The following is a 25,199-nucleotide window of genomic DNA, read 5'->3' on the forward strand; positions in this document are numbered from 1 at the left end:
TACTCACCTCTTTCGTGTTATCCAGTCTTGCACCAGCTGAAAAATATGTTGGCTCAGCTTATCCGCATCGTGCCGCAAATAGGTTCGAAACAGCACAAGCTTGTCAGCGATGAGCTTATATCCTCGGCTGGTCACCTCATCACGGTCCAGGTACACAGGCTTCGCGCCTTTCTGTGCATACTTCTCCTGCACCTGAGGAGGAATGTCTCCATCATTAACAATAACATAATCAAACAGATGAAGGCCAATATGATCGTATACCGCCTGCAAATGATCACTTACTGTATAATTATCTGTCTCTCCTGGCTGTGTCATGACATTGCATACAAACATTTTGATAGCATCCGATGCCACAATCGCCTCGGCAAGCTTGGGGACAAGCAGATTGGGCAGAATACTCGTGTAGAGACTCCCGGGCCCAATCAGAATCGCATCCGCCTGTCGAATCGCCTCAAGGGCTTCGGGAAGAGGCTCCACATGCTCCGGCTCCAGGAAGACTCGCTTGATTCGCTGGCCAGCCTCCGGAATTTTCGATTCACCGGTCACAATCGTGCCATCCTCCATCTCGGCGTGCAGCACAACCGCTTCGCCAGCCGCTGGCAGAACCTGTCCGCGAACAACAAAAACCCGGCTCATCTCCTTAACAGCCGTGACAAAATCGCCGTGCAAATCCGTCATGGCAGCCAGGATGAGATTGCCGAGGCTGTGCCCGGCCAGTCCCGAGCCGGTTTCGAAACGGTATTTCAATATATCAGACATTAGCGGCTCCACATCGGCGAGAGCCGTGAGTACATTTCTTATATCTCCCGGAGGAGGCATTTGCAGCTCACTGCGCAGAATGCCGGAGCTCCCTCCGTCATCCGCTACAGTAACAATCGCCGTTATGTCGATCGGCTTTTCCTTCAGGCCCCGGAGCATGACCGACAGCCCGGTTCCTCCACCCATCACGACGATGCGAGGGCGCTTTGTTGCTTGCTCACCCAAGTTTATCACTTCCCCTAATTAATGCCGATCCCGGTCAGAATCACGATGGCTTACCGACACCGCTTCCGTTTCGCTGGCACCCAGCATCTTGCCAAGATATTCCGCAATCGCCACCGAACGGTGCTTGCCGCCCGTGCAGCCAATCCCGATAATAACCTGGCTCTTGCCCTCCTTGCGATACTGCGGAATAAGAAAATGCAGCATATCCAGCAGTTTCGTCAGAAACGTCTGCGTCTCCGGCCACTTCATGACATAATCATATACGTCACTGTTCTGTCCGGTGTTCGGGCGCAGCTGCTCCACATAATGCGGATTAGGCAGAAAACGCACGTCAAAGATCAGGTCGGCGTCAATCGGGATTCCGTATTTAAATCCAAAAGACGTAATGTTGACCGACAGCATACTGGTCTCCAGATGTGTAAAGCGGGAGATGATCTTCTCCTTCAATTTCAGCGGCTTCATATGGCTTGTATCGATGACCTGAGTCGCCGAGTTTTTCAGTTCATCCAGCATTTTGCGCTCCAGACGGATGCCATCCAGCGGCATGCCTTCCGGAGCAAGGGGATGGCGGCGCCGGCTCTCCTTGTAGCGTTGAACCAGCACCGAATCGGTTGCGTCGAGGAACAGAATTTCACACCGAATCGTGAAATGATCCTTAATATAATTCAACGATTCGGACAATGCAGTGAAGAATTCACGGCCCCGCAGGTCGATGACCAAAGCGACCTTGCCAATCTTGCCTTTCGATTGATCGATCAGCTCCGCGAATTTCGGAATGAGCACCGGAGGCAGGTTATCCACGCAAAAAAATCCGAGGTCCTCCAGACTTTGCACCGCCAAAGTCTTCCCTGCACCCGACATCCCGGTAATGATGATCAGGGTGGCCATGGTTGATGTGTCGCTGCCTCGATCGGCTGCTTCCAGCATCAGCTTCCCCTCCCTCGATTGAATATATAATCAAGCGGCAGATCGGAAAATAACAAACCTACGAACGCAGAAGCAGACCCGCTGCGCCAACAACTCCGGCATCATTGCCCAGCTCCGCAGGCACGATGCTAACGCCGCGCTGCAGCGGCTCCGGCGCCAACTTGGCAAACACCGCCCGTACTTCGTCAAACAGAATATCACCGGCCTTGGATACGCCGCCGCCAATAATAAACACCTCAGGATTCAGCACTGCTGCCACCGTAGCCATCGACTTGCCAAGATAATAAGCGGCCCGCTTCACGATGCGAAGCGCCACTTCGTCTCCGGCCTTGGCTGCGTCGAACACTTCCTTCGCCGCGATGTTCTCCACCAGGGACAGGGACGTGCGATCTCCGCGCGCAACGGCATCCTTCGCCATACGGATGATGCCTGTAGCAGAGGAAACGGTTTCGAGGCAGCCCATCTTGCCGCAGCCGCACTGGATTGCTTCCAGATCAGGAACAACCGTAATATGGCCGAGCTCGCCGGCCATTCCGCCGCCTTGATAAATTTTGCCGTTAATGATGATACCGCCGCCCACGCCGGTTCCCAGCGTGTAGCACACACAGTTCTCGATGCCGCGGCCCGCACCGCTCCAAGCCTCGCCAAGCGCCGCCACGTTGGCATCGTTGTCTATCTTCACGGGCTTGCCCAGACGCTCTTCGAGCAGAGCGCGAATCGGCACATCCTTAAACCCTACATTCGGTGCCAGAATAATGATGCCTTCACGAATGTTCATAAAGCCGGCGAATCCAGCGCCTACACCTGCGAGCTGATCCCAGCTGTACGGAGACTCCTCCACGATATGACGCACGTACTTTTCAATGTTGCCTATTACCGTGTCAACGCCTTTTGCCGTTTCCGTCGGCCCCTCGTACTTATGCAGGAGATGTCCTTCTTCGTTGCAAATTCCAACCTTAATCGCTGTTCCGCCCAAATCGACACCGACGTAGATGTTTTCAGACATGTTACAAGCCACCTTTTTCCTTCTATTAATTGATATATGACTGCTGCATGATTCATGTTGCTCCTACTGTACCCACTATAATTGAAGCCACACTTTCGGTCAAGAGAAGGCCTCACACCCGCCAAGGACCGTGAAGCCTTTCCAGAGCTGCGCGAAACCGCCCTACGATCATCCATAACAAGACCCGCGCATGACAAAAGTCATCCCAAACCGGTGACATCCTTTACTAACACGGCCGCTGGTTGCCCCGTTATGATAGAGCCATCAAACACCTAATGCGAAAAGGGGCGTTGTCCATGATCAAGCAGCAACCCGGCGATCCGGTCGCCGAGCTGAAGCAAGTCACCAAAACGTTCGGCGGCAAAAGAGCGGTGGATCAAGTCTCCTTCACCATCCATCGCGGATCGATCACCGCCATTCTCGGGCCCAACGGCGCCGGAAAATCCACCGCCATCTCGATGATGCTCGGCCTTGCAAGCCCGAGCGAAGGCGAGGTGCTCCTGCTCGGCCAGAACCCAAGGAGTCTCGAGGTCCGCCAGCAGATTGGCGCCATGCTGCAGGAGGTCAGTGTGATGGACGGTCTCCGTACCCGGGAAGTCATCCAGCTCATCCGGGGCTATTATCCGAATCCTCTGCCGATGGATGAGATCGTCCGCCTGTCCGGACTGACGCCGGAAGAGCTGAAGCAGTGGGCCGTCAAAATGTCCGGCGGCCAAAAGCGCAAGCTGATCTTTGCCCTCGCCATCGCCGGCAATCCGGAGCTGCTGTTCTTTGATGAACCGACAGTCGGGCTGGATACAACCGCGCGCAGGACATTCTGGAACACTGCAAAGCAGCTGGCCGAGCGGGGCAAGACGATTCTGTTTACGACCCACTATCTGCAGGAAGCTGATGATATTGCCGAGCGCGTGCTGCTCTTTAATCAAGGAAGGGTTATCGCGGATGGCGATCCGAAAGATATCAAGGCCAGACTGACCCGGCGCGCCTTATCGTTCATCTCCGATCAGAAGCCTGAATCAATTCGGGAGCTCCTGCCGCATACCCTCGGCATAACCGACCTGTTCGTCGAGGATGGCCGGATACATATCGTGACGGACGATACGGACGGCACGCTGTCCGTCTTGTACCGGGAAGGCGTCGTCATGCGTGATATCCGCATCGAGCAGGGCAGTCTTGACGAAGCGTTCAGCCAATTGACAACGGACCTGGAGGAGGCGAACTGAATGAACAACTGGAGACTTATCCGCCTGCAGTGCAGGTTCGAATTACTGCGCATGGTCCGCAATCCGTACTATATTTTCTGGTCCCTGACCATGCCGATCGCGTTCTATGTCATCTTCACCCGGCTGGTGACTGGCACAGACGCCATGGATGCAGGAATATGGCAGGCCCATTATCTGATGTCGATGACCGTGTTCAGCGTGATGGGGACCGCCATCATGAACCTTGGCATTCCGCTTGTGCAGGAGCGGGCGCAGGGCTGGGCTATCTATATGCGGGTAACCCCGCTTCCGGGATCCGTCTATTTTATTGCCAAAATGTTTGTACAGACCGTGATGCATCTGCTGAGCATTATCGTCATTTTCACGGCAGGATACCTGATCAACGGTGTATCGATGGCCATGTGGCAGTGGCTGTCCAGCGGCTTATGGATTCTGCTTGCCTCGGCGCCGTTTCTGGCGATCGGAGCGCTGATCGGATTGATGAAGCGTGTGGAGACCGCCAGCGGCGTCAGCAACGGCATGTATCTCGGGCTCGCCCTGACCGGCGGACTGTGGTTCCCGATGGAGGCCATGCCATCCTTCATGCAGGTCATCGGGCAATGGATGCCCTCCTACCACTTCGGGAGCGGAGCGTGGGCGATCACCCGCGCTGAAGCGCCAGGATGGGAGCATATCGTTGTTTTGACAGGATATTTTGCCGTATTTATGTTACTATCCACCTATATTCGCAAAAAACAACAAGCTGCATAAAAGGATGATGTACATGAAGCGTGTGAAGACAGGCAAACGCCGCTTTGCGATTTTCCCGGCAGAGCTCGGATGGTTCCCTTACCTGTGGCTCATCTACCTGGTGCTTCCCATTATTAATATGCTGAGTGAATCCGGAACGAAAATGGCCGTCGGCTATGGCCTTATCGCCCTGTTCACCTTCACCTACCGCCAGCTGTACTTTGCTGAAGGGGAGCCGCGCTTCTTCACATGGCTCGGAATTCAGATGTCCATCATCTTCATTCTCTGCATGTGGTACCATCCAAGCTATATGTATATGGGCTTCTTCACCGCCAATTTCATCGGCTGGTATACGGACCGGCGCAATTTCACCATCTCCCTCGCGCTCTTTACCCTGGTGCAGAGCGCCCCTCTGATCAAACACGCCCATACGTTAGGTTGGAGGGAGCTTATTTTCATGATTCCTTTCCTCCTCATTATGGTGATGGCTCCGTTCGGGATTCGATCATTATACCGGCGGCAGCAGCTTGAGAAGGAACTGGCCCAGGCCAACGAGCAAATCCGCAGTCTGATCAAGGGGGAGGAGCGCATGCGAATCGCCCGGGACCTGCACGATACGCTTGGACATACGCTATCCCTGATTACGTTAAAGAGCCAGCTTATCGAGAAGCTGGTTGATACCAATGCCGAGCAGGCCAAGCTGGAGGCCCGCGAAATCCACAATACTTCGCGTTCCGCCTTGAGGCAGGTCAGGGAGCTGGTCTCCGAGATGCGGACGGCCACGCTGGCGGGGGAGCTGCAGGAGGCCCGCGTCATTCTGAACAGCGCAGGTATTGAGCTGATCTGCCATGGCCATCCGCGTCTAGCCGGCATCTCCGATTTGGCCCAGAATATTATGAGCCTGTGCCTGCGCGAAGCCGTCACCAACGTGGTCAAGCATAGCCAGGCGCGCACCTGTACTGTCACCATGGAAACCGGCAGCACCGATTGGCTGCTGAGCATTGAAGACGATGGCGCCGGCTTGCAGGCAGGTTACGATGCCCCCGAGAAAAACGGGCTTCGGGGCATGACCGAACGGCTCGCGCTGATCGGTGGCACGCTGGACATAGAAAGCCATGGCGGAACGAAGCTGACGATACGCGTTCCGATTGTCATCAAGAGCCGGAAGGAGGATTTACCGGATGGCGATTAAAGTACTGATTGCCGAGGATCAGAGCATGCTTCGCGGCGCGCTGGCCGCGCTGCTCAATTTTGAAGAGGATATCCAGGTAGTCGGGCAAGCCGGCAACGGAGAGGAAGCGCTGCGCCAGATCGGCGCCTTGCAGCCGGATGTCTGCCTGCTTGATATCGAAATGCCGGTGCTTAGCGGCCTGGACGTCGCCGAAGAGCTCGTGAAGCTCGGAAGCCCCTGCCGCGTCATTATTTTGACGACCTTTGCCAGACCGGGGTATTTTGAACGCGCCGTGCAGGCTGGCGTGCAAGGATATTTACTCAAGGATGAGCCTAGCGACCGCCTTGCCGAAGCGATCCGGCGCGTGATGGAGGGGCGGCGCGAAGTCTCTCCCGAACTGGTCTTCGGCACGATCCGGGAGCCGAATCCGCTCACCGAGCGCGAGCAGGAAATTCTCCGTCTAGCCGCCGAAGGCAGCAGCTCCATGGACATTGCGGGGAGGCTGCATCTGTCTTATGGCACCGTCCGCAACTACATGTCCGAAATCTTGGGCAAGCTCGGTGCCAAGAACCGGATCGAGGCCATTGCCATCGCAGAGGAAAGAGGCTGGATCTGACCCGCATCCCGCATCAAAGCATGTATGGGCTGCCCCATGCAGGAGCAAGAGGCCGGAAGGAAATATAAATAAGGGGCCTGAAGACCGCCTGTTCACCTGAACGGGGGTATATCCCCTCTTGTCAGGTTTCCCAGGACGGCCCCCGTGCCCCCAAGAAAAAGATCTGTCTCACGTTATTCCCGTCTGCCAAGCAGCACGGCAATCAGGAGACCAGCCACAAATGTGCCCGCGCTGACTGCCAGCAGCCCGATTCCCGCAGGAACCCCCGGGAAAATGACAACGAGGGAACCGAGGATCAGTCCGGTAATGACCGCATAAGTCACGCTCGGAAACACATCCAGCAAATAACGGATCAGGCGGCTGCTGACGATGAAGCCGACAACAGCTCCCAAGCCGATCACGGCAATGATGCTGATGTTCATGGACGACAGCGCAGCAATCGCCGTAGAATATGCGCCCAGAATCAACAGGACGAAAGAGCCGCTAATGCCCGGCAGCAGCATCGCCATGCTGGCCAGCCAGCCGGAGAAGAACAGCCGGATCGCCGTACCGCCCGTCAAAGCGGTGATCGGCTCGATCGCCTCATCGGTTCGCAGAAACGCCGTCAGCGCAAGCAGCCCCGCAGCCACCAGCAGAACGACGATATGAACAGTCTTAAAACGCGTTCTCGCTTCCGCTTTCCTTAAAATAAAGGGCAGCACGCCCACAATAAGTCCCATAAAGAAAAACTGTGTCGGTCCATAGTAATGCTCCAGCAAATACTCAATAACCCGGCTCAGCAGCAGCAAGGCAGATCCCATGCCGACCGCGAGCGGAATCAGAAAGCCGAGGTGCTTCTTCCACTCCTTGCTGAAGAACCCGCTAATGGCCGCCAGCAGGCGGTCATATATCCCCAGAACGACCGCAATGGTCCCTCCGCTGACGCCGGGGATGAGATCGCTAATGCCCATGACTAACCCACGATATATATTTTTCCATTCCATCGCTTAACTTGTCCTTTCATCATTCGCGTACGAGTCATACTTCATCTGTCAAACCGCGTCTGTCTTATGATCCCAATCGATTACTTCTGCTTGAAGTGCAGCACCAGATTGCCCACTCCGCCCACGGCGAACATAAAGGCAACCAGGGAGAACCCCCACTGATGGGTGCTCTTCTCGGACAGTACTACAGTGATGATAAAGGCGATCGCAGCCAAGAAGTTAAGCACCGCAACGAGCAGAAAACTGTATCTATTCATCGTTCATCCCCATCTCAATTTCATCGGCTACCCGAAGTTCACCTTGCGTTTAAACACCACGATAACATCCCGCGACTGTCCGGACATGTTCGTATCAAAGCAGGATACCAGCTCCCAGCCATCCATGCCGTAGCGATTCAGCTCCTCCTCGAAGTCCTCTTCTTTCACATTGCCGCCAAAAAAACCGCCCGTTCGATACTTCAGCGTTTTGTATTCCCATTGCTCCATAGGCTCGTCCTCCCGTTCACCTGATGATGGTTGCTTAAAGTTCATAATTGGCATCATTTTACCTTTCGGCGACAGCCAGCGGCCGAGAGCTCCGCCATAGGGGCATCTGCCGATCTGTTAATTGGTATCGCCGACATAGACCCTGGACGGGCCGGAGTAACCTCTTCTCTTCGCCAAAGGTTCAACCAGCGAACGAGGATATATACGAACATCTCCCAAGGAAGACAGCTTGACCCATTCGACCCCAACCTGATAGTCATCAGGACGATGGCCCTCAAACGAATCCCCCTGATCCGTCAGGCGGCACTCAAAATAAAACTCGACTTGGTGGATGTCGCCATCCTCTGCCGCAAACTCATGGTTGCTGCCGATATACTCGCGCACATGCAGCAGATCGCCGACCGCCACGGTCCGTCCGATCTCTTCCAGACATTCTCTGACAACGGCCTGCGCCAGCGTCTCCCCCTTCTCCTGGCCACCGCCCGGAAACAGAAAAAATTCACCCAGATGATCCACATTTCTGGTGAGCAGAACCCGGTCCTGATCCATGATGACCGCCTTGGCCGAATTACGAATCGGTTTCACTGCATCCCCTCCCCTTTCTCGTCCAACAAACCACAAACCACTTCTATTGTAACAAACCGGAACCCGCCGAGCCTAATCCTTGCACAGGGCAAGCCCGGACGGGTTCTGATCAACCTGGATATCGGTAGACTTTCCAATGATCGTGCAGACCGATCTCAACGGCAGGATGCTTCTTCATGCCGCTGCCCTCCACATCCACCAGGTTCACGCTTTGGAACCGGACGGGTACAAGCGAGCGACGATGGGGCTCCACCGTGATCTCCTTAGGCTCGAGCGTAACGTGGTCTCTGCCGAATCCAATGTCCACAGGACGAATCGTAATCTGATGCTCATTTCCGTAATTGTATATATTGAGCATGCAATCTGCAACTAAACGTGATTCGATCGTTTGATAACGGCACTCGCTGTCTTTTGTCGAATAGGCTACCGAGGATAACCCGCTGGTATTGTATTTCACGAGCGATACAATCTGGCCGGAGACCCAAGGAAATACGAGGATATAAGCAATACAGCCGATGATCAGCCTGCTCATGATCTTCGGATAACGCGCCTCGAAGAGGCGGGCCGTGCCATATACGCCAATGATGAGCAATAGGCTTCCAATGATCGTCGAAAGATGATAGGTTGTGTTCCCTGCGGTAATCAAAGGCGGGATGCCCACGCCGGTGAACAGATCGTAACCGAGGGGATAACCCAGATGGTGGACAGAAATAAACAAAAGCCCAAGAATCAGGGCCGTCACGCACAGCATTTTTGCTTTCAACCTAAATCCCCCTTGCAGTTGCATATTCCATATTATAACACAGGAGGCAGCAGGTGGTTTCAGTAAGTGGCCCATGATCTCCGCAAATCCGCCCTCTGCCTCGGAACTCCAAGCATGAATCATCGTTCTCCTCATCCCACATTTCGCTTCGCAAACCGGGTTGATTCGATCCTTCTCTTGTCAGCCAATGACCAGTTTGGTGTTGCTTTTGTACTCATGAAGCAGCTTCCGATCCCGATTCAGCAAACAGAGCACCAGATGTATGAACACCCAGCCGTCCATAATCAGAAGCCCGAACAGATACATGCCATGAAGCAGCCCCGGGAAATGAACCGTGAACACCAGCGAGTGCAGCCCGCCGACGACAACATAGAGCAGTCCGTTGCGAATCAGAATCTCCTTCAGCTTCAGATGCTCTCCCTCTCCACTGATCCGGATGCGAACGATCCAGCTGCCCACTGTCCGTCCCTCGTTCATATAAGGAAGCACGATGAAGTACAATATACTCACGATAAAATAAGCCCCTGGCACCCTCAGTATGACCAGACCGCCCCAGATCAACAGAAGCAGCATCATATCTGCCGCGAAGGCGATCCCCCGCCGCGTATAGCTGACCCGCTTGGTTGACAGATCCACATCCTCATCAAGCCGCTCCATTCGCGGCAGGTGGTTCTTCAACCAGTCCGCCAGCACCAGACCGATCATTCCGCCCAGCGTATTCATCATCAGATCATCCACATCAAACAGTCTGTACGGGTAATCGTAGAAGCCATAAATGCCCGTCACCTGGGTAATCTCGAACAGCAGGGACAGCCCGAACGAAGCTATAAGGCAGGTCAGCCATTTAGCCCGAGCATAATAGCGCAGAAACATCCCGAACGGGACGACAAGCAGCACATTAAACACCACCTGCAGAAACGCTCTTTCCTTCAGCAGGCGAATATAGGTGGAGGGCTCCGACCAGACCACCTTCGTCTCCCTCATAATATCCTGCACGAACTCGAAGGGAACCCACTGCATATACGAGGACACCGGCAGCGGGTCATTATGCCTTGAAGCTGGCAGCGGCAGCAGCACAAGATAGACTGCATTCATCAAGTACAGCAAGAACAGGTATAGCAGAAACCCGCGAAATTTATTGAAATAGCCGTATTTGCGATACTGCACGACAAGGAAAGGGATCGCACATAGCAAAGCGGCGATGGGAAAGGTCATAAAAGCATAAGAGATGGGAAACAGATAAGGCTCTAACACGGCAGCATTCACTTCCTTTCAGTGACATTATCTCCAAGACTACACACCCATGTTTAAATCGAAAGGGAGCTTCTGTTTAAAAAGAGTTTAAAAAACCGTCTACTGCTATAACGAGACAGCGCATCACTTGGTTTCAGCCGCCACGCTCCCGGCCCTTTGCGCTCCGTAGGCAGCTCCCGGCCTGCGGCGTTTCTCATGACAGAGCTGGTCGGCCCATCATGAACCGCCGCCGTATGCGGGGATTTCCCCTCCTGAACCACGGCCTTGCCTTGACCGCATAGCAAAAAGACGTTTCCATACGGAAACGCCTCCAGTTGGGCATCAGCCCATACATCTGTTCAGGGTAACTCATGTTCACTCCAGCTGGCGCGAGATCTACCCGCCTTCCCCGCTCCTCATCGGGCAAGGCGCAGATACGGGGAAGCAGCCTTGCTCACTTCAGCTCCCCATCACGCTTTTCCTTGAGTTATCATGGGTGATCCGTTCTCGTTCACAGCTTCTGCGCAATCAGCTTGCTCATCGCATGCTGGTGCGGCACGCCGGAGGAGTTGCAGTCAAAGACAACCTCGGGACAATCATGAATCATCCAATCATGGTACAGGGACAGCAGCTCGCCTGATATCCAGTCATAAGCGTACGGCTCATTCTCCGGCGGGGGCGCAATAAATGGCTTCTGTACGAACACATTCAGGAAGTGCATCCCGCCCTTGGCGGTAAACTGCTTGTAGTTAGCAAAGATCTCCGCCCGGTACTCCGGCCGGATATAGTGCAGCACCCCACTGGAGTATACGATATCAAACTCCGTCTCCAGGCGGAAATCCCGGATATCGGCTTTGAACACATGGACATGCACGCCGGTTCTTTCCGCCAGCATTTTCGTCTTCTCAATGCCAGCATCGGAAATGTCAAAGGCGGTCACATCATAGCCGTTGCGCGCCAGAAACACCGCATCCTTGCCTTCCCCGCAGCCGATGTCCAGCACTTTAAGCCTGCGTGTCGGCGGCATGAGCTCCAGCACCTTGTAACACGTAACCGACGGCTCCGTGCCCCAGTAATAATCCGGCGTTTTGTATTCCTCCTCATAGATCGTGACCGGCTTGCCGGCAGAAGTATAGCCGAACAGCCGGTCCATGCTGACAGCCAGCTGCCGTGACAGCTCCGGCAGCAGCGATACATCCGGCAGGCTCTGCCCGTTCTCCCATTTGGAGACCGCCTGAAAGGTGACGCCCAGCTGCTGAGCCAGCCGCTCCTGGGTCAGGCCCTGCTCCTTTCGATACCTGTATATGTTTTGAGACAGCTTGTGATGATTCATTCTTGTCACGCTCCTTTGTTACACTCATTGTAGGGCGTCCGCAAGACATGAAACAATAACCTGCGGATTGAGCTTGCGCCCCGATTCAACCTGGGGTGGAGCCACGCTCGGACTAGGTCGGTAAAGCGTGAAATGTTAGAATGAGGATAAGTGATCCGATGCGAAGGAAGCATTTTTTTCAATGAAAGGAGTCCCTATGCATATTAGAGAGCTGAACCCGGGCGAACCGCTTCCGCTGGAGCTGCTGCTGCTCGCTGACCCTTCGGAGCGGCTCGTCAAAGCATACACACAGCGAGGCCACTGCTTCGTAGGCGAGATCGATGGCGCTGTCATCGGCGTCTATGTTCTGCTTCCGACCCGGCCGGATACGATGGAGCTGGTGAATGTTGCCGTCGCGGAGCACCTTCATGGACAGGGCTACGGCAAACAACTGGTCCGCCACGCCATTGCGCAGGCACGCCGTCATGGGTACGCCACCCTTGAGGTCGGAACCGGAAGTACAAGCATCGCCCAGTTGGCCTTGTATCAAAAATGCGGATTTCGTATGACCGGCATTGATCGCGATTTTTTCGTCCGGCATTATGAAGAGGCCATTTACGAGAACGGCATGCGACTGCGCGATATGGTGCGGTTGTCGCTGGATCTCTACAGCCATTGACTTCGCTTCCGCTAGGCACACTTCTCCTGTCCTCTGAATAGGCTATCGCATACCGAATATGTGGAGGAGAATGATACGTGACGAGCAAGGAAGCCCCTAAGCATTTGGCCTGGCATGAAACGATGGAAATGCACGAATTAACCGCATTCCAGACAAACTATCTGATGAAATTCAAGATGTGTCTGGGCGACATTAAAGATTCGGAACTGCGTGCGCTGTACACCGAAGCGATCAAAGGTATTGAAATGAACCTGAAAGAGCTGCTGCAGTTTTTCCCTGAGGCGCCTGTCGGCATGCGCAACCTGTCCGAAGCGGATATGACCGCCTTCTACGCTGCCCAGCTGCTGATCTTTGCCAAGACCTCGGTCCGCAACTATGCCATCGCCATTACCGAGACAGCGACCCCTAGACTGCGCGACACCTTGAAGAAACAGCTGAACAACGCGATTGATCTGCATGCCAAAGTGTTCCATTTCATGCATGCCCGCAGTCTCTATCCTGCATACAATCTCAAGCAGCTGCTGACCAATGACGTCAAGAACGCCAACAAAGCTTTAAGCATGTAAGAAGCCTTCCTCCTCTTTCCTGCCTTCAGATGTGAACAAGGGGCAGTCCCGAAAGGTCCGTTTAGACTTTTCGGGACTGCCCCTCTGTGATTTACTGTATGCCAGCACCTGTGCCTTACTTGTTCAGCGTCTCGCTCCAGTCATGCACCATATGGCCTTCCAGGTACTTCTCGCAGTCCATGGCAGCCATACAGCCCGAGCCTGCGGCCGTAATCGCCTGCCGGTATCTTGTATCCTGGACGTCTCCACAAGCGAATACGCCCGGAATGTTCGTTTCCGTCGTGCCTGGCTTCACCTGAATGTAGCCGGCTGCATCCGTTGTAATTTGGCCGCCGAGGAACCCGGTGTTTGGTGTATGACCGATTGCAACGAACACGCCTTCGGCTTCGATCAATTCTTCCTCGCCGGTCTCGTTGTTGCGGACCTTCAGCCCCTTCACACCGGTTTCATGCGTAACGACCTCCAGCGGAGTGCGGTCCAGCGCCCACTGGATTTTCTCATTCTCACGGGCACGGTCCTGCATAATCTTGGAGGCTCTCAGCTCCGAGCGGCGATGAACAACCGTGACCGACGATGCAAAACGCGTCAGGAAGCTGGCTTCCTCCATTGCAGAATCGCCGCCGCCAATGACCACAATGCGCTTGCCGCGGAAGAAGAACCCGTCACAGGTTGCACAGGTGCTGACTCCGCGTCCCACATTCTCCTGCTCTCCCGGAATGCCGAGATATTTAGCAGAAGCGCCGGTCGATATAATGACCGTTTCCGTCAGCAGCTCGCCGACACCCTCCACATTGACCTTGAATGGACGCTGGGAGAGATCAACCGACTCCACCCACGCGCTCTTGAATTCAGCGCCAAAACGCTCCGCCTGCTTGCGCATGTTATCCATTAGCTCAGGCCCCATAATGCCGTCCGGGAAACCCGGAAAGTTCTCGACTTCAGTGGTCGTGGTCAACTGACCCCCTGGCTGTAATCCTTCAATGACAAGCGGCTTCAGATTCGCGCGTGCCAGATAGATGGCCGCCGTTAAACCGGCTGGCCCCGTTCCGATTACGATGGATTTATACATCGCTGTGTGCCTCCTTTATGTCATCACTGTTCGCTTTTATACAATTTATTCCTGAAATGCGGGAAATACCCGCATATTGGCTCTCTCCGTCGCACGCCTACGTTAAGTATTCACTCATAAGGCCGCTTTGCAAGCTTATTCTTGCTAGATTTTTTCCGTAAAAGGATGGAAACGATCATCGGATGACGGCTCCGGGTCGCATACATTATGGATTTGGCGCGCATAACGGCTGACCGTTGACGGGGAGACCCCGTATTGCGCAGCGGCCTGCTGATAAGTGACGGCTCGTCCACGCCTCTTCGCTACCAAATAGGCAAGCGCCGCCGCCCAGCCCTCCGTATTGCGGATATTCGGTATGTTCGGATACTGGCGGCTCAAATAGTCTGACCACAGATGCTCCAGTTCCTTCTCCCAGTATGGGTCCGTACCCTTCTCTTTGTTCTCGGCCGCCTTGACAAGCACTTCCTTCCACTCCGGAAGCCAGTCGGGAAGAACCTCGCGGCTTCGGACAGCCGGCTCGCGTTCCTCAGAGCGCTCCTGAAGCCGGCTTGCCGCCGTCTCCATCTGCTGCAGCGCCAGCCGGGCCGCATGTTTAAGCTCCGGTGGCTCGCCAGGCTCCTGCAGAAAGGACAGCAAGGCGTGCCGCACCTCTTCATCCGCGATAAGCTCCAGCGTCCGGATCACCTGCAGCTTGGTCTGCGGATCCCCATGCCGCAGCGCCCAGAAGAAGGACGAGCGGATGAGCGGATTCTGCCGGGCTTCCTGGGTCAGCCGCTCCCCGTCCAGCTCCAGGTGCTTGAGCTGTTCATCAAAGGGCAGATGATAATGGTAACTGACCTTAATCTGATCGCTGCCCATCTTCCTCATCTGCTGCAGCTGCATTAAATAGAACGGCGGGATTACCGATTCCGGATCCAGCTTCGCCGCTTGACGCCAATACTTCTCCGCTGCCTCATAACGGCCGCTGTTGCTAGCGGCTGCCGCCGTATAATGATACAGGCTCGGGTCTCCGTTAAACCCTTCATCAGTGAGCAGGCGGCGGAAATGCCGATAGGCGATCTCGTGCTGGCCAAGAATGCCCATCGTCGTTGCCAGCTTGAACACATGCTCCATATGGAACGGCACGGTGACCGACAGCATGTCCATCAGCTTGTCACGCATCTGTGTGTTTCCTTCATGCTGATAGAAAATTGCCAGGTTGCACAGGCCGTGCAGGTTGCCCGGCTCCTGCTCAAGCACATCGCCGATGGTACGTTTGGCCGTGTCGAATCGGCCCATATAATAATAGGCTAACGCCAGATTGTTCCGCGCCGCCAGGAAATCCGGATGTTCGCTGACGATTTCCTCCAGCAGCTTCACCGCTTGCGCGAACTTGCCTTCCTCCAGCAGTTCCCGAGCCCGCTCATGCTCGACCATGCCTTCACGGCTTTTGATGCGGCTGGGCTTCGCCGGGCGGCTCAGCTCATGTTGAAGAAGCTCCATCATTTCCTCCGCCTCATCCAGAAACTGACCGTTCGGATCCTCCTCCAGATAGGTGATGAGCGCTTCCTCTGCTTTTTCATACTGCTCCATATTGGCATAGTTGTTTGCCATATAGAAGTAGCATTCGGTCATGGACGGATCCACCTGCTCCAGAATGTGCCTCAGCACTTCATTGGAAGCCGTGTAATCCCCTGTCTCTGATAATATACCCGCCATGTTGCAATGATTGACCGGATTGTCCGGCTCATACTCAACCGCTTTACGAAAATATTTCAATGCCTTGTCATATTGGTAACGATCCAGCGCGCGAACCGCCCGATCGAAGAAAAAGTTGGCTGTCATTTCGATAGGTATAACATTATGCGGATCGTACGATCCGTTGTGATTCTCACTCACGGAAGCAAGGCCACCTCCTTTAACTTGCTCCTCTATCCACAACAGTATAACATAACTAACACAATCATTTGCAGAAAAAAGACACCAGCTTTACACGCCGGCGTCCTTGAACAGGGTAGCAATCGAGCCGCCCTCCATTATGATATGTGTCGCCCTCGCGAGCATCGGTGCAACAGACAGTACTCTGAGGCGATCTGTGCTGGGGTGATCCGGCAGCGCAATCGAGTCTGTAACCACGATTTCCCCGATATGGGCATGATCCAGCTTCTCCAGCGCCGAGCCGGAGAACAGCCCGTGCGTCGCACAGACGATGGCATCCTTGGCCCCCCGATCCTTCAAGCTTTCCACAACCTGGACAATCGTCGTTCCCGTGTCGATCAGATCCTCGATAATAATCGGGGTGCGGTCTCTCACATCCCCGATCACATGCGTGATCACTGCCTGATTATGCGCCGGACGCTGCTTGACCATCATGGCGAAGGGCGAGCCGAGGCGGCTCGCCAGCTTCTCAGCCGTTCTGGCCCGTCCCGCATCTGGCGATACCACGACAGGATGATCGATATCCTTGCTGTTCAAGTACTCGGTGATGAGGTCAAGCGCGGTCAGATGATCGACCGGAATGTTGAAAAATCCCTGTATGGCAGGCGCATGCAGATCCATCGTAATGACGCGCGAAGCGCCCGCCGTTGTCAGCACATCAGCCACCATCTTCGCCGATATCGGTTCACGCGGCGCCGATTTCCGCTCTTGTCGGGCATAGCCATAGTACGGCACAATGATGTTGATCGTTCTGGCCGAGGCCCGCTTGGCCGCATCAATCATGACCAGCAGCTCCACAAACATCTCATTGATCGGGTGAGAGAACGACTGCAGCAGGAACACATCGCAGTTTCGTATGCTTTCTTCATAATGCACGTAGATTTCCCCGCTTTTGAAGCGGGAGATCGTGACCTTGCCCAGTTCCACACCCAGCTGCTGGCTAATCCTTTCGGCTAGACCCGGATTGGACGTTCCGGCAAACAATCGAAATTCTCGATACATGGGGGGCCTCCTGGAGAAATGAATTGGTTGACGCATATGCTCTAGACGTGAAAGCGCTGTCGCTAAATCAGGCTGTTCCCGCCTCCATCACCGCCAATTGATACGGTTGGAGAGGAGAACAGCCGTCCGCTTCTGTGTATCGTTCTTCCTGTATTATACATCGAAAAGGTTAGGTTTCAAAAGGCACCATTTCACGCTTCCGCTCGCGGAAGGTTGCCAGTGCCGTTACGCCGAGCTCCGCCAGCAGCGCTCTGGCCTTGTCCAGATGCTCGCCAAGCTTCAATGGCTGATGGGCATCCGAGCCAAGCGTCAGCGGAATGCCTAGCGAGATGGCTTCCTCCAGCATGCGACGGCTTGGAAACATTTCCGCACAGTCCTTAGACAGTCCGGATGCATTCAGCTCCATCGCCTTCCCGCTCTTGGCCACAGCCGCCAGCGCCGCTTTCTCCAGCGCAATCACTTCCGGTTCATGCTCCTTGCCAGGGCCGTACCCGAAGCGTTTAATCACATCAAGATGGCCCATAATGTCATAGAAGCCGGTCGCAGCAGCCTTCTGAACCGCATCATAGTACTGGCGGTAGACCTCCAGCGGGTCTTTCCCTTCCCAGCCTGCGGTCTGGCGGTAATCCGTAATATCCCACTCGCCAAGAAAATGCACCGAGCCGATGACATAATCCCAAGGATATCCGTTCACGATCCGCTCAATTTCCTCCTCGCAGCCTTCGATATAATCACCTTCAAGACCTACCCGCACCTCGATCTGGCCCTTATACCGTTCCTTCAGCTGCAAGCATTCCTCAACATAACGCGGAAGCTCCGCCATCGGCATCGCCATCTCCGGATAGTAACGATCCGGATCAACATGGAGCAGCGGCATATGATCGGATAGCCCGATATGATCCAGGCCAAGCTCAATCGCCCGCTGCACATATTCCTCAAGCTGTCCCTGTGCATGCCCACACCGGGCATGGTGGGTATGGTAGTCGATTCGCATGAATGCTACAGCCCCCTAATCCCGGCGCGGCCGTTCGTGACGGCGGGCCAGCTCGTCCATAATGTCATCCAGCGGAAGCTTTCGCTCCTGCAGCAGCACCAGCAGGTGATAGATGAGGTCGCTGACTTCAAGCCTTAGCTCGGCGTTATCTTTATTTTTGGCGGCGATGATGGTCTCCGCCGTCTCCTCGCCGACTTTTTTCAATATTTTATCTACACCTTTATCAAACAGATACGTCGTGTAGGCCCCTTCCGGACGCTCGGCCTCCCGCTGTGCAATAACCGCCTCCAGCTCGCCGAGAACGGCGAAGCGGTCTGACGCACCTGCTGTACTTGAGCTGGACTCTTGAACAGGCTCGCTGCCGTCCTGGCGCTGCATCACAACGGGGTTGTGGAAGCATGTGATCTTGCCTGTGTGACAGGCCGGACCCTTCGGCTTGACCTGAATCAACAGCGTGTCCCCGTCACAGTCATAATCGATCGATACGACGGCTTGCGTGTTGCCCGAGGTTCCTCCCTTATGCCACAGCTCCTGGCGCGAACGGCTCCAGAACCAGGTGTCCCCGCTTTCCAGCGTCAGACGAAGCGACTCCTGGTTCATATAGGCCATCATCAGCACTTGTCGCGTATCCGCATCCTGGATGATGGCAGGAACCAAGCCCCCCTCATCCCAGCGGATATTCTCCACTGCCTGCTCAAGCGTCACGGCTTTATTCCGTTGATCACTCATCGTATGTCCACTCCCTTCCCGCTCAGATGCTGCTTCAGCTCCGGAATCGAGATCTCCTTATAGTGGAAGATCGTTGCGGCAAGGCCTGCATCGGCCTTCCCTGTTGTAAATACATCGTAGAAATGCTCTTCTTTCCCGGCTCCGCCTGAAGCGATCACCGGAATGCTGACCGAGGAAGATACGGCGGAAGTCAGCGGCAGATCGAAGCCATCCTTCGTCCCGTCCGCATCCATGCTCGTCAGCAGGATTTCACCGGCCCCGAGCGATTCCGCCTGCCGTACCCAGTCCAGCGCCTTGATGCCGGAAGGCGTACGGCCGCCGTGGGTGTATACTTCCCATTCGCCCCATGCCTCGTTATATTTGGCATCCACCGCAACAACGATGCATTGGGAGCCGAATTTACGCGCGCCTGCCGAGATCAGCTCGGGCTGCTTAACTGCAGCGGTATTAATGCCGATCTTGTCGGCACCCGCACGCAGGATCCGCTTCATATCATCCACGGAGGAAATGCCGCCGCCAACCGTAAACGGAATGGCAATCTCCCCGGCGGTCTTGCGCACAACCTCCTCCATGGTGGCCCGCCCTTCAACCGAAGCCGAGATGTCCAGAAACACCAGCTCGTCAGCGCCCTCGCGGTCATATAATGCCGCCAGCTCAACAGGGTCCCCTGCATCGCGGAGGTTCACAAAGTTAACGCCCTTCACCACCCGGCCGTCCTTAACATCAAGACAAGGAATAATCCGTTTTGCCAGCATGATTTCGCCTTCTTCCCATTAATCTATTTCTTATCCGAGCTTTGCCACAGCCTCGCGCAAATCGATATTGCCGGTATATAGCGCTTTGCCCACGATAGCGCCGCCGATGCCATCGCCATGGTGCTTGCTGAGCGCCACCAGATCGTCTAACTGCGTTACTCCGCCCGAAGCAATCACGGTGCGCCCGCTCGCTTGTGCCAGCGAGACAATGGCCTCTACATTCGGACCCTGCATCATACCGTCGCGGGAAATGTCCGTGAATATAAACGTTTCCGCTCCTTTGGCCGCCAGCTCCTTCGCCAGCTCGTCTGCCTTCACCTCGGAGGTTTCCAGCCAGCCGCGTGTCGCTACATAACCGTCCCGGGCATCAATGCCTATGGCGACTTTATCGCCATATTGTCCGAGCACCCGCTCGGTAAACTCCCGGTCCTCAATCGCAGCCGTTCCGATAATGACCCGGCTGACGCCGAGCGACAGCAGACGCTCCACGTCTGCCAGCGTCCGCAGCCCGCCGCCTACCTGCACCGGCACGTTCAATTGAGAGGCAATCTGACCGATCACCTCATCGTTGACCGGATGGCCGGCCTTCGCCCCATCCAGATCCACCAGATGGATGAACTGCCCGCCTTGCTCTTCCCATGCTTTGGCCGCTGCCAGCGGACTATCGTTGTATACCGTCTCCTGGTTGTAGTCTCCCTGCACCAGCCGCACACACTTCCCGCCGCGAATGTCGATCGCGGGATATATGATAAATGAGGACACAAGCAACCCTCGCCTTCACGTTATTTTGTGGATCGAACGACCATCATGGAACGTGAGCCGTTGCTCAATGCACAACCGCCCACGTCCCCTACGCATTGTCTCGTTTCTACCTCGTCAGCGCCAGGAAATTGCGCAGCAGACTCATGCCCAGCTCCCCGCTCTTCTCCGGATGAAACTGCATCCCGTGCACATTGCCGCGACCGACAATCGCTGTTACCGGACGGCCGTAGTCCGTCACGGCAAGCAAATCGGATGATTGGTCAGGCAGAACATGATAAGAGTGGACAAAATACACATGCCCTTCCTGAAGCCCTGCAAACAGCGGATGCTCCGGCTTCGTAAACGTCAGGCTGTTCCATCCCATATGCGGCACCTTGTACGCTCCGCTCTCAAAGCGAACCACCTGACCGGGCAGTATGCTCAGCCCCTCGTGGTGACCATGCTCCTCGCTCTTGCTAAAGAGCAGCTGCATGCCAAGGCATATGCCCAGCAACGGCTTTCCAAGCTCGGCCGCCTCCTTCATGACCTTATCCAGCGACGTGGCACGAAGCTGCTCCATCGCATCGCCGAATGCGCCGACTCCCGGCAAAATAATGCCATCCGCTGCGAGAATCTCCTCCCGCTTCCCGGTCACAAGCGGCTCGTCCCCGAGGCGTTCCACCGCTTTGCTTACGCTGTGCAGATTACCCATCCCGTAATCTACGATCGCAATCGCCATCGTTTACAGCACTCCCTTCGTTGAAGGAACTCCCGTCACACGCGGATCTATGCTGGTGGCTTCATCGAGCGCCCGTCCGAGCGCCTTGAACACCGCTTCGATCATATGATGTGTATTCTGTCCGTAATGGACAATGACGTGCAGCGTCATCCGGGCTTCCAGAGCCAGCTTCCACAGAAACTCGTGCACAAGCTCCGTATCGAAGGAGCCTACCTGCCCCGAAGGGTACTCGGCACGATATTCAAAATGCGGCCGGTTGCTCATATCAATAACAACCTGCGCCAGCGCCTCATCCATCGGCACAAAGACGCTCGCATAGCGTTTGATTCCCTTTTTGTCCCCAAGCGCTTCGCGGATCGTCTGCCCGAGGCAAATTCCGATATCTTCAACGGTATGATGGTCATCAATCTCGATATCTCCCTTGGCTTGTACGTGGAGATCGAAATGACCGTGCTTGGTGAACAGATCCAGCATATGATTCAGGAACGGAACGTCCGTCTCCAGGTTGGAAACGCCGGTTCCATCCACGTTGAATTTTAATGTAATGTCGGTTTCATTGGTTTTGCGGCTTACACTGGCTGTACGACCGCTTGTCTCATAACTGCTCACTTCGTTGTCCCCCCTGTATTTCGCTCTTGATCCAGCCGAATGCCGATGGCACGGGCGTGTCCTTCCAGCCCTTCGCGCCGGGCCAGCTCCATGATCGTCTCACCGTCGCGAAGCAGCGCTTCCTTGCTGTAATAGATCAAGCTCGATTTCTTAATAAAATCGTCCACATCCACAGGTGAAGCAAATCGGGCCGTGCCATTCGTCGGAATAATATGGTTCGGACCGGCAAAATAATCCCCGACAGGCTCGGAGCTGTATGGCCCCAGGAAGATCGCTCCGGCATTCTCAATCTGACCGACAATCGCCATCGGCTCCTTCGTTACAATCTCCAGATGCTCTGGCGCGAGCCGATTGATGATATCAATCGCATCCGTCAGCGAATCGGTCACGACCGCTGCTCCGTAAGAATCCATCGAAGTCCTGGCAATGTCACGGCGCGGCAGCAGCTCCAGCTGTCGCTCCACCTCGGCTGACACGGCCTCCGCCAGACTGAGGGACGGCGTGACCAGAATAGCGGAAGCCATCTCGTCATGCTCGGCTTGGGACAGCAGATCGGCAGCTATGTACGAAGGGTCCGCCCCTTCTTCCGCCAGCACTGCGATTTCGCTTGGTCCTGCGAGACTGTCAATATTAACGGCCCCATATACCTCTCGTTTGGCAAGCGCCACATAGATATTGCCCGGCCCGCATATTTTATCCACCGGCTGGATGGTCTCCGTTCCGTAGGCAAGTGCGGCAATCGCCTGGGCACCGCCAACCCGGTACATCTCCGTGACACCAGCCTCGGCTGCGGCGACCAGAATGTACGGGTTAATGCCCATCTCTCCTCCGCTAGCCGGCGGAGTCACCATGACGATCTCCGGTACACCCGCTACCTGCGCGGGAATCACGTTCATCAGCACGGAGGAGGGGTAGGCTGCTTTCCCCCCTGGCACGTACACACCGACCCGCCGAAGCGGGCGAATGATCTGGCCGAGGATGCTTCCGTCCGCCTGAAAATCCATCCAGGATTGGCGCTTCTGCTTATCATGATAAGCGCGAATCCGGTCTGCCGCCGCCCGGATCGCCGTCACAAAGGACGGCTCTACCCGCTCATAAGCGGCCTGCATTTCGGCCTCGGTTACGCGCAGTCCGGACGCCTCCAGCTTGACGCGATCCAGCTGCTCGGTATACCGCAGCAGTGCGATATCCCCTTCGGCTCGTACGCTGTTCACAATGCTTTTTACCGTTTCATTCTGCTCAGGTGTCCCGTAATCATTCTCGCGCTTCAGCTGAAAGTCACGCGCAGATACCACTCTCACCTTCAACACCTCCTGAAGTTCAGACCTTATATGCTCTGCAAGCGATATTTCATAATATCAGCACATCGTGCCGCTCTCTTCCCATCCGATGCTAGCTTCGTTGGGACAATCCCTAACTGTAGCATCAGCATGCTATCCGTTCCCATTAGAGCTGTGCCCCTGCGTTAATCACCTGCTGCAATCGGTCGCATAGCTGCTGGATTTCCGCATTCTTCATCCGATAACTGACCCGATTGGCAATGAGCCGGCTCGTAATCTCGAAGATGCTGTTCAGTTCAACCAGCCCATTCTCGCGCAAGGTCTGTCCGGTCTCCACCATATCGACAATCCGATCTGCAAGTCCGATCAGCGGCGCTAGTTCAATTGAACCGTTCAGCTTAACGACCTCGACCTGCTGTCCCTGTTCACGAAAATATTGCGAGGCAACATTCGGATACTTGGTCGCTACCCGCTGACGTATGCCCGGCGTCCAATCCGGCAGTGCAATGACGGACATCCGGCAACGGGCAATGCCCAGATCAAGGAGCTCATACACGTCCTTCTTCTCCTCCATCAGCACATCTTTGCCGACGATGCCAATATCAGCTACTCCATACTCGACATAGGTCGGAACGTCCACCGGCTTGGCCAAGATGAACTCCATCCCCGCCTCAGGCAGGGGAATGACCAGCTTGCGCGTCTCATCCACATCCAGTGGAATCGGGAGACCCGCAGCGCGGAACAGCGCAGATGCTTTTTTATAGATACGCCCTTTAGGCATGGCAACCTTCAACACTTCCGCCATCATGCATCCTCCTCCCTGTATATCGTCCATTCACACTCATCTATTTGAAAGTAATAATTTCCTGATAACCTTTATTGAGCAGTTTACCCGCAGCCGGCGGTTGATGTTCATCCTGACCAGCCACCTCGCTATGGTCGTTCTCCTCTATAACAGAGGTTACCGCAATATAACCTTGGGCACGCAGCTCTGTTGCCTTCTGCAGCCCTTCCTTGCGGAAGGCTGGCGTATACTGCACGAGAATTGGCCGCTCCTCCGGAATATCGGTTCCGGATACGCCGTCCAGTATGCGATTCGTCTTCAAGGCAAAGCCAGTTGAAGGCACTGCACGCCCAAACTGCCGCAGCAGCTTGTCATAGCGCCCCCCGCTTGCCACCGGAGAGCCCAGCTCGGCAGCATAGCCCTCAAAGATCATACCCGTGTAATAAGAGAAATCGCCAATCATTGTCAGGTCGATCATGACATGCTCAGACACCTCATACGCATCCAGCACTTCAAGCACCTTGCCCAGATGGCGAATGGAGCTCTGAGCCAGTGTATTGCCGCTCAGCGATTGCGCATGTTTAAGGGCTTCGCGGCCGCCGCGAAGCTTCAGCACGCCATCCAGCTTGCCCGCCTGTTCTTCGGGCAGATTCAGCCGCTCAATGGTACCTCGATAGCCCACATAATCCCGGTTTAACAGATCCTGCTTCAGGCTGCCCTGGTCCTCGGCCCGCTCCGGAAGCACCTCCTGCAGAAGGCCGTTCAGGAAGCCCATATGGCCCATTGCGATTTTGAACCTGGCGACACCGGCCGCCTTCAATGACTCGATGGCCAGAGCGATCACCTCGGCATCCGCCTCCGGGGAATCGTCCCCGACAAGCTCCACCCCAGTCTGAAAAAACTCCGACTCGCGGCCGGCTTCTTCTTCAATCGCCCGGAATACATTGGCATGGTAGGACAAGCGTATTGGCAGTGGCTCCTCCTTCAACAGCGAAGATACAACGCGCGCAATCGGCGACGTCATATCCGAACGGAGGACCATCGTGGTGCCTCTGTTATTCAACAATTTAAACAATTTCTGATCCGACGTCGAGCTTGCCACGCCCACCGTATCATAATATTCCATCGTAGGTGTCATGATCTGCCGGTAGCCCCAGCGGTCCATACACGCAAGAACTTCTCGTTCAATCCGGCGCAGCTTGGCAACCGCGTGCGGGAGGTAATCCCGGACACCGGCTGGTTTTTCGAAGCCTTTCGGTTTAGACATACTACACCACCTCTATATCTTCATTGCGTTAAAGCGCTAATTTGCTAACAA

28 protein-coding genes are annotated in these 25,199 nt (G+C 55.2%); 6 read left to right on the plus strand and 22 right to left on the minus strand.

Features of this window, described 5'->3' with window-relative positions:
* Nucleotides 1-3: 3 nt before the first annotated feature.
* Genes MKX64_RS09330 through MKX64_RS09340 form a run of 3 tightly spaced genes read right to left on the minus strand, consistent with a single transcriptional unit; the run spans nucleotide 4 to nucleotide 2,917 of the window.
* Entirely contained in the window at nucleotides 4-945 is a 942-nt protein-coding gene (locus tag MKX64_RS09330) for a gluconeogenesis factor YvcK family protein (RefSeq protein WP_176475647.1), read from the minus strand.
* Between the two features lie 57 nt (nucleotides 946-1,002).
* Complete coding sequence (gene rapZ / locus MKX64_RS09335; RefSeq protein WP_095267842.1) at nucleotides 1,003-1,911, minus strand: RNase adapter RapZ; 909 nt, start codon at nucleotides 1,909-1,911, stop codon at nucleotides 1,003-1,005.
* Nucleotides 1,912-1,969: 58 nt separating this feature from the next.
* The gene (locus tag MKX64_RS09340; protein ID WP_095267841.1) at nucleotides 1,970-2,917 is read right to left on the minus strand and encodes an ROK family glucokinase; all 948 of its coding nucleotides are present in this window, start codon (nucleotides 2,915-2,917) and stop codon (nucleotides 1,970-1,972) included.
* 296 nt (nucleotides 2,918-3,213) lie between these two features.
* Between MKX64_RS09340 and MKX64_RS09345 the strand changes: the two genes are divergently transcribed.
* The 4 genes from MKX64_RS09345 to MKX64_RS09360 are packed head-to-tail and all read left to right on the plus strand — an operon-like array spanning nucleotide 3,214 to nucleotide 6,656.
* Nucleotides 3,214-4,140: an ABC transporter ATP-binding protein gene (locus MKX64_RS09345; RefSeq protein ID WP_155618329.1), complete on the plus strand. Its 927-nt coding sequence runs from the start codon at nucleotides 3,214-3,216 to the stop codon at nucleotides 4,138-4,140.
* Nucleotides 4,141-4,890: an ABC transporter permease gene (locus tag MKX64_RS09350; RefSeq protein ID WP_155618328.1), complete on the plus strand. Its 750-nt coding sequence runs from the start codon at nucleotides 4,141-4,143 to the stop codon at nucleotides 4,888-4,890.
* Nucleotides 4,891-4,903: 13 nt separating this feature from the next.
* Complete coding sequence (locus MKX64_RS09355) at nucleotides 4,904-6,061, plus strand: sensor histidine kinase (protein WP_341035704.1); 1,158 nt, start codon at nucleotides 4,904-4,906, stop codon at nucleotides 6,059-6,061.
* Nucleotides 6,051-6,656 carry a response regulator transcription factor gene (locus tag MKX64_RS09360; protein ID WP_095267837.1) on the plus strand — a complete coding sequence of 202 codons (606 nt, stop codon included), beginning with the start codon at nucleotides 6,051-6,053 and terminating at the stop codon, nucleotides 6,654-6,656. Before MKX64_RS09355 ends, MKX64_RS09360 begins: the two co-directional genes overlap by 11 nt.
* A 173-nt stretch (nucleotides 6,657-6,829) precedes the next feature.
* On the opposite strand, the gene MKX64_RS09365 is transcribed toward MKX64_RS09360, so the two are convergent.
* The 7 genes from MKX64_RS09365 to MKX64_RS09395 form a co-directional block, all read right to left on the minus strand.
* Nucleotides 6,830-7,639: a DUF368 domain-containing protein gene (locus MKX64_RS09365; RefSeq protein ID WP_095267836.1), complete on the minus strand. Its 810-nt coding sequence runs from the start codon at nucleotides 7,637-7,639 to the stop codon at nucleotides 6,830-6,832.
* Between the two features lie 80 nt (nucleotides 7,640-7,719).
* Complete coding sequence (locus MKX64_RS09370; protein WP_196426434.1) at nucleotides 7,720-7,896, minus strand: hypothetical protein; 177 nt, start codon at nucleotides 7,894-7,896, stop codon at nucleotides 7,720-7,722.
* A gap of 27 nt (nucleotides 7,897-7,923) precedes the next feature.
* On the minus strand, nucleotides 7,924-8,124 hold the full coding sequence (locus MKX64_RS09375) for a DUF4177 domain-containing protein (RefSeq protein WP_095267835.1): 201 nt from the start codon (nucleotides 8,122-8,124) through the stop codon (nucleotides 7,924-7,926).
* Nucleotides 8,125-8,241: 117 nt separating this feature from the next.
* Nucleotides 8,242-8,709 carry an NUDIX domain-containing protein gene (locus tag MKX64_RS09380; protein ID WP_330164003.1) on the minus strand — a complete coding sequence of 156 codons (468 nt, stop codon included), beginning with the start codon at nucleotides 8,707-8,709 and terminating at the stop codon, nucleotides 8,242-8,244.
* A gap of 109 nt (nucleotides 8,710-8,818) precedes the next feature.
* Nucleotides 8,819-9,472 carry a hypothetical protein gene (locus MKX64_RS09385; RefSeq protein WP_155618326.1) on the minus strand — a complete coding sequence of 218 codons (654 nt, stop codon included), beginning with the start codon at nucleotides 9,470-9,472 and terminating at the stop codon, nucleotides 8,819-8,821.
* A gap of 180 nt (nucleotides 9,473-9,652) precedes the next feature.
* Nucleotides 9,653-10,726, minus strand: coding sequence for a VanZ family protein (locus MKX64_RS09390; RefSeq protein WP_095267832.1), 1,074 nt, complete (start codon nucleotides 10,724-10,726; stop codon nucleotides 9,653-9,655).
* Between the two features lie 490 nt (nucleotides 10,727-11,216).
* Nucleotides 11,217-12,038 carry a methyltransferase domain-containing protein gene (locus MKX64_RS09395; protein ID WP_155618325.1) on the minus strand — a complete coding sequence of 274 codons (822 nt, stop codon included), beginning with the start codon at nucleotides 12,036-12,038 and terminating at the stop codon, nucleotides 11,217-11,219.
* A 196-nt stretch (nucleotides 12,039-12,234) separates the two neighbouring features.
* On the opposite strand from MKX64_RS09395, the gene MKX64_RS09400 reads away from it, so the two are divergent.
* On the plus strand, nucleotides 12,235-12,696 hold the full coding sequence (locus MKX64_RS09400; RefSeq protein WP_095399244.1) for a GNAT family N-acetyltransferase: 462 nt from the start codon (nucleotides 12,235-12,237) through the stop codon (nucleotides 12,694-12,696).
* Between the two features lie 122 nt (nucleotides 12,697-12,818).
* Nucleotides 12,819-13,262, plus strand: a complete 444-nt coding sequence (locus MKX64_RS09405) for a spore coat protein (protein WP_095267859.1) — start codon at nucleotides 12,819-12,821, stop codon at nucleotides 13,260-13,262.
* A gap of 115 nt (nucleotides 13,263-13,377) precedes the next feature.
* On the opposite strand, the gene trxB is transcribed toward MKX64_RS09405, so the two are convergent.
* The 12 genes from trxB to MKX64_RS09465 all read right to left on the minus strand — a co-directional run bounded on the left by trxB (nucleotide 13,378) and on the right by MKX64_RS09465 (nucleotide 25,148).
* Nucleotides 13,378-14,331 carry a thioredoxin-disulfide reductase gene (trxB, locus tag MKX64_RS09410; RefSeq protein WP_095267829.1) on the minus strand — a complete coding sequence of 318 codons (954 nt, stop codon included), beginning with the start codon at nucleotides 14,329-14,331 and terminating at the stop codon, nucleotides 13,378-13,380.
* 144 nt (nucleotides 14,332-14,475) lie between these two features.
* Nucleotides 14,476-16,155, minus strand: a complete 1,680-nt coding sequence (locus MKX64_RS09415) for a tetratricopeptide repeat protein (protein ID WP_196426438.1) — start codon at nucleotides 16,153-16,155, stop codon at nucleotides 14,476-14,478.
* A 144-nt stretch (nucleotides 16,156-16,299) separates the two neighbouring features.
* Complete coding sequence (locus MKX64_RS09420) at nucleotides 16,300-17,250, minus strand: ribose-phosphate diphosphokinase (protein ID WP_095267827.1); 951 nt, start codon at nucleotides 17,248-17,250, stop codon at nucleotides 16,300-16,302.
* Nucleotides 17,251-17,419: 169 nt separating this feature from the next.
* Entirely contained in the window at nucleotides 17,420-18,244 is an 825-nt protein-coding gene (gene hisJ / locus MKX64_RS09425) for a histidinol-phosphatase HisJ (protein ID WP_095399246.1), read from the minus strand.
* Nucleotides 18,245-18,259: 15 nt separating this feature from the next.
* Nucleotides 18,260-18,973: a bifunctional phosphoribosyl-AMP cyclohydrolase/phosphoribosyl-ATP diphosphatase HisIE gene (gene hisIE / locus MKX64_RS09430; RefSeq protein ID WP_095399247.1), complete on the minus strand. Its 714-nt coding sequence runs from the start codon at nucleotides 18,971-18,973 to the stop codon at nucleotides 18,260-18,262.
* Nucleotides 18,970-19,728, minus strand: a complete 759-nt coding sequence (hisF, locus tag MKX64_RS09435) for an imidazole glycerol phosphate synthase subunit HisF (RefSeq protein WP_095267824.1) — start codon at nucleotides 19,726-19,728, stop codon at nucleotides 18,970-18,972. The genes hisIE and hisF overlap by 4 nt, the downstream gene beginning before the upstream one ends.
* A gap of 30 nt (nucleotides 19,729-19,758) precedes the next feature.
* The gene (hisA, locus tag MKX64_RS09440) at nucleotides 19,759-20,490 is read right to left on the minus strand and encodes a 1-(5-phosphoribosyl)-5-[(5-phosphoribosylamino)methylideneamino]imidazole-4-carboxamide isomerase (RefSeq protein ID WP_176475646.1); all 732 of its coding nucleotides are present in this window, start codon (nucleotides 20,488-20,490) and stop codon (nucleotides 19,759-19,761) included.
* Between the two features lie 106 nt (nucleotides 20,491-20,596).
* Nucleotides 20,597-21,208 (minus strand): imidazole glycerol phosphate synthase subunit HisH, encoded by a 612-nt coding sequence (hisH, locus tag MKX64_RS09445; protein ID WP_095267822.1) that lies wholly within the window; start codon nucleotides 21,206-21,208, stop codon nucleotides 20,597-20,599.
* Between the two features lie 3 nt (nucleotides 21,209-21,211).
* Entirely contained in the window at nucleotides 21,212-21,817 is a 606-nt protein-coding gene (gene hisB, locus MKX64_RS09450) for an imidazoleglycerol-phosphate dehydratase HisB (protein ID WP_095399248.1), read from the minus strand.
* Nucleotides 21,814-23,118, minus strand: coding sequence for a histidinol dehydrogenase (gene hisD, locus MKX64_RS09455; RefSeq protein ID WP_341035705.1), 1,305 nt, complete (start codon nucleotides 23,116-23,118; stop codon nucleotides 21,814-21,816). Before hisD ends, hisB begins: the two co-directional genes overlap by 4 nt.
* A 145-nt stretch (nucleotides 23,119-23,263) precedes the next feature.
* Nucleotides 23,264-23,902 (minus strand): ATP phosphoribosyltransferase, encoded by a 639-nt coding sequence (gene hisG / locus MKX64_RS09460; RefSeq protein WP_095267819.1) that lies wholly within the window; start codon nucleotides 23,900-23,902, stop codon nucleotides 23,264-23,266.
* Nucleotides 23,903-23,942: 40 nt separating this feature from the next.
* The gene (locus MKX64_RS09465; RefSeq protein WP_095399250.1) at nucleotides 23,943-25,148 is read right to left on the minus strand and encodes an ATP phosphoribosyltransferase regulatory subunit; all 1,206 of its coding nucleotides are present in this window, start codon (nucleotides 25,146-25,148) and stop codon (nucleotides 23,943-23,945) included.
* Between the last annotated feature and the right edge of the window lie 51 nt (nucleotides 25,149-25,199).

The sequence above is a fragment of the Paenibacillus sp. FSL M8-0334 genome, from assembly GCF_038000405.1.
In the GTDB taxonomy this organism is placed as follows: domain Bacteria; phylum Bacillota; class Bacilli; order Paenibacillales; family Paenibacillaceae; genus Paenibacillus_AQ; species Paenibacillus_AQ campinasensis.